The 4,094-nt window shown below is 67.6% G+C and carries 5 protein-coding genes; 2 read left to right on the top strand and 3 right to left on the bottom strand.

All coding sequences use genetic code 11. From position 1 onward, the window contains the following. On the bottom strand, nucleotides 1-259 hold a 259-nt coding region (locus NBX02_RS01025), incomplete at its 3' end, for a hypothetical protein (protein WP_445548192.1). A gap of 460 nt (nucleotides 260-719) precedes the next feature. On the opposite strand from NBX02_RS01025, the gene NBX02_RS01020 reads away from it, so the two are divergent. Next, nucleotides 720-1,361: a DUF4232 domain-containing protein gene (locus NBX02_RS01020; RefSeq protein WP_250282977.1), complete on the top strand. Its 642-nt coding sequence runs from the start codon at nucleotides 720-722 to the stop codon at nucleotides 1,359-1,361. Nucleotides 1,362-1,590: 229 nt separating this feature from the next. Here the strand turns inward: NBX02_RS01020 and NBX02_RS01015 are convergent, their stop codons facing one another. After that, nucleotides 1,591-2,097 carry an NUDIX domain-containing protein gene (locus NBX02_RS01015; RefSeq protein ID WP_250282980.1) on the bottom strand — a complete coding sequence of 169 codons (507 nt, stop codon included), beginning with the start codon at nucleotides 2,095-2,097 and terminating at the stop codon, nucleotides 1,591-1,593. Nucleotides 2,098-2,701: 604 nt separating this feature from the next. Between NBX02_RS01015 and NBX02_RS01010 the strand changes: the two genes are divergently transcribed. Further along, entirely contained in the window at nucleotides 2,702-3,574 is an 873-nt protein-coding gene (locus NBX02_RS01010) for a helix-turn-helix domain-containing protein (protein ID WP_250282975.1), read from the top strand. A gap of 81 nt (nucleotides 3,575-3,655) precedes the next feature. On the opposite strand, the gene NBX02_RS01005 is transcribed toward NBX02_RS01010, so the two are convergent. Continuing rightward, a complete protein-coding gene (locus tag NBX02_RS01005) occupies nucleotides 3,656-3,892 on the bottom strand; it encodes a DUF397 domain-containing protein (RefSeq protein ID WP_250282973.1) in 237 nt (78 codons plus the stop codon). Nucleotides 3,893-4,094: the final 202 nt, after the last annotated feature.

Genomic DNA, 4,094 nt, shown 5'->3' with positions numbered 1-4,094 from the left:
CGGCAGGTGCGGCCGGTTTCGGCACGCCCGAAGCGGCCGGCGCACCCGCCGCGCCCACGGCCGCGGCCAGGGGCGTCGGCGTGCCGGATGCCGCTGGGAGCGTTGGTGCCGCCTCGCCGGTCACGGAAGGCCGCGGCCGTGGATGGTCGCTGGTCGGCGATGCCGTACCGGCGGCCAGCTCCGTCAGATCGGACTTGGCCGGGTTGCACGCGGTGAGCCCGCCGGCCAGGAGAACAGCAGCGGAAAGCGCGAGAGCCACCGGTAGCCGGCCGGTGACCAGGCGGAGTGCGGTCCCGTCCCTCTCAGAACGGCCGGCCGTGCCAGCCGTGCCGGCCGTCCGGCGGCGGGGCGGAAGAGCTGCGTCTGTTACTGACGATCGTGCTGGAACACTCCACCGTGAGCCATTTCTGGGCGTCATTGGCCCTGCTGCTCCTTCCACAGGTTCCGATCTTCATGAACCCCCCCTAGAAGGACAAAGCGGAGTATAGAGCCGACTTCGGTGCTTTCGGTCGTGGGTCTGGCGCACGTTGGCATACCGCGGGCCCGCCGCGGCCCCACGCGCCGCCCCGGCACGGTCTCGGCACGCTGTCACAGCCGTCGTCGCCGGTCCGGCGCCACGTCCGATACCACGTCCGGGGTGACCTCCCGGACACGGACCGGTTGGTGCAAGACTTGCCCACATGCCGAACAGACCCCGAACCCGTACAACCCGGATCGTCGTGGCGGGGGCTGGGCTACTGTTTGTCACCGGTGCCACCGCCTGTGGCTCCGGCGGCGGGACACCGGCACCCGCGACGCCGTCGCCGGCCGCCGCCCCGCTCGGCGCGGAGGCCGGCGCCAGGGCGCAGACCGGCAGCGACGCTTCCTCCCCACGTCCGCCGGCCGGCCCCGGCGGCCAGTTGAGCCCGGCGCCCGGATCGCCACCGCTGTGTACCGAGGCGGGCCTGCGGGTGGCCGCGGGTGCGTCCGCGGGTGCTCCGTCCGGGGAGCGCCAGGGGTTCGTCGTCGTTCTCACCAGTTCCTCAGACCAGCCGTGTTCGCTGATCGGCTATCCGTCCGTGGCCGCCACGGACGACAACGGGCGGCAGGAACGGCCGGCGGCCCGCTCCGAGGGCGGCAACCTGTTCCGGGTGGGCCCGCCCGAGACGGTGGTCCTCCAGCCGCGGGGCACCGCGTCGTTCGGTGTCGAGTGGACGGCCGTACGGTCCGGCGACGAATCCGCCTGCCTGCCCTACGAGCAGTTCGTGGTCATTCCGCCGCACCAGACCCGGGTCCAGGTGGTGGAGCGGCAGACAACCATCTGCGACGCGTTCCAGGTGCACCCTGTCGTGGCCGGAACGGCCGGCACACGGCCCCGGTAGCCGGAATTCGCACCTGTCGACACGGCCAGCCAGCCCAACCGGTGCTGGCGAACGCGTGAATCCTGGGTGAACTCGGGGCGGTACGGCGGTAGGCCGTCTGGCGCTATGACGGTGTTGTAGAGCTCTGGCGGTGCCAGAGCTCTACAACACCACCCCGTTCGTCAGGCCGTGGTTTTTCGTGCCACAATTTTGTTACACGACGGTTTCGTCATGCCATGGTGTCCTCCTCTTACGAGGACGCCCGTGCACCCGAGATAGCCCGTAGCCGGGGCACCGCACACAGCTGTTGCGGGTTCCATCCGAGCTCTGAATACACGTCGTTGTCCTGCCAGCGGGCCAACGCTTCCCGGTCGAGAGCCGCCAGGGATTCCGGCAGTGCGTTCAGGTGGTGCCACTGCAGACGGCTTGCCCGGGGGTCTGCGCCCGGTGTGGGTATCCCGCTCCAGTGGGTCAGCCGGAAGAACAGCCCCAGCCGTTCACCGCCGCCGATGAACCGATGATGGGCTACATGCGCGAGCCACACATGGGTCGCCATTGTCATCACCGACAGGGTCTCGTCGGCTATCCGCAGCACGGCCTCGATCGCGGGTTCCCCACTGCCAAGTTCGGACCACGGTAACTGCCATGGTGAATCCGACTCGGCGCCACGACAGAGCAGCACCGATCCGTCCACGCGCCACATCAGCACATGAACGTCGACCGGCAACCCCGTGCCCGGGCCGGCATTGTCGACCATCACCACTCCCACCCTCGGCGGGTGTCGCCAGCAGTGGCACCAGGCCACGGATGTGCCCACACCCTGTTCCAGAGGAGCCGCCCCGCGACCGCCCTGCCATCTCCTTGCAGCCGGCTGGCCATCCCGCCGGCACAGTCGTCCGTCCGTCCGTCCCGAAGGCCGACGATCATCCGCTGTCCGGATTCACTTCCCGCAGCGGGGAGGCATTCCGCGCCTGAGCCGGTGATTCGGAAAAATGACGGCGTATGCCTCATTGGCATGTCCGTGAACCGCTCTGTCGACCGGCACCCGATCACATTGCCGTGCTGCCGGTGGTGAACCGCCGTGACTCCGGATCGTCGGATGACCATGACGACGGGCACTGTTCCGGTGATCGGTGACGGCGTCATCGGCGTCGTCGAACACCGGGTGTGTCCGTGGGTTGTCATCACGGCCTCCCGGAACCCCTGCGTGCGTGACATCAGCATGGCTGCCTGCACATCATGGCGTTCGTTGCGTGCAAATGCAAGACACGGGTGCACGTGCAGAAGGTGTCGGAACCGGTGAGGTCGTGAAGATCGGGTGTCATACTCTTGTGCTCAGACGATGGTGAAGGGGGTGGGTTGTGACGGCGCTTGAGTCCGGTGGGGGGCCCACCGTGCGCCGGATTCTCCTCGGCTCCCTGTTGCGGCGGCTACGTGAGGAGAAGGGCATCAGCCGCGAGGAGGCCGGGTATAGTATCCGGGGCTCCGAATCCAAGATCAGTCGCCTGGAGCTGGGGCGGGTCAGCTTCAAGGAACGGGACGTAGCCGATCTGCTCACCCTCTATGACGTCACGGACGACGCCGAGAGAGCGCCGCTGATGGAGCTGGTCCGGGAAGCCAACACACCGGGCTGGTGGCAGAATTTCACCGACGTCCTCCCGAGCTGGTTTCAGTCGTATCTGGGCCTGGAAGAGGCCGCGACTCTGATCCGGACCTACGAGGTCCAGTTCATCCCGGGCCTGCTCCAGACCGAGGACTACGCGCGCGCTGTCATCACACTCGGCAACAGCGGTGCCCGGCCCCAGGACATCGAGCGCCGGATCAGCGTGCGGATGAACCGCCAGAAACTGCTCGCCAGACCATCGCACCCCAGATTGTGGGTTGTGATCGACGAGGCCGCGCTGCGGCGTCCACTTGGCGGCCCCGCGGTGATGCGCGCTCAACTGGAACATCTGATCGAGCTTGCGAGCCGGCCCAATCTCAGCCTGCAGATCATGCCTTTCCGCTTCGGCGGACACGCGGCCGAGGGCGGCGCCTTCTCCATCCTGCGTTTCCCCGAAGCGGACCTGCCGGACATCGTCTACATCGAACAGCTCGCCGGCGCGGTCTACCTGGACAAGCGGGAGGACGTGGACCGCTACATGGAGGCGATGGACCGTCTCTGCGTCGACAGTGTGCCTCCCGCCGCCAGCATCGAGGTACTGAACAGGATCATAAGGGAGAGCTCTGCTTGAGAGGGCCCGTACCGGGCGGGCTGAAGCAGGCAGGCTGCCTCAGCCTCCGCGCACACGGGCCCGGGCCCCGGCGGACCAGCGCTACCGCAGGAATTCGTCGAAGTCGCCGTCCCTGGCTCCGAGGATGAGCGCCTCGATCTCGGCCTGGGTGTAGATCAGAGCTGGGCCGTTCGGGTCCCTGGAGTTACGGACCGCGATGGTCTCCGGCGACAGCCTTGCCAGTTCGACGCAGTTTCCCTGGGAGTTGCTGCGCCGGCTTTTCTTCCAGGTGACCTCTGGTAACGCGGTTGTGGAAATCCCGTTGTAGATCTCGGGCAAGTCGGCCTCCTTCGTGTGACAGGAACGAAACAATATGATCATGAATTCCGGCGTCCAGGATGCCGCCCGAATCCGGGGTCCGGAAGCGGGTCTGGAAGGCTCGGTTCCTACGGGGCCGTTGCCGGGAGCCGGTCTCGGACGCCCGGTAGGTATCTCGGGCCCGACCGCGGGGCCATAGTGATCGTGGCATGGAATGCGGCCC

Source organism: Protofrankia sp. CiP1_Cm_nod1 (genome assembly GCF_920888515.1).
Classification (GTDB): domain Bacteria; phylum Actinomycetota; class Actinomycetes; order Frankiales; family Frankiaceae; genus Protofrankia.
The sequence above is the reverse complement of the archived record's forward strand: the minus strand, read 5'-3'. Positions and strand labels throughout refer to the sequence as shown.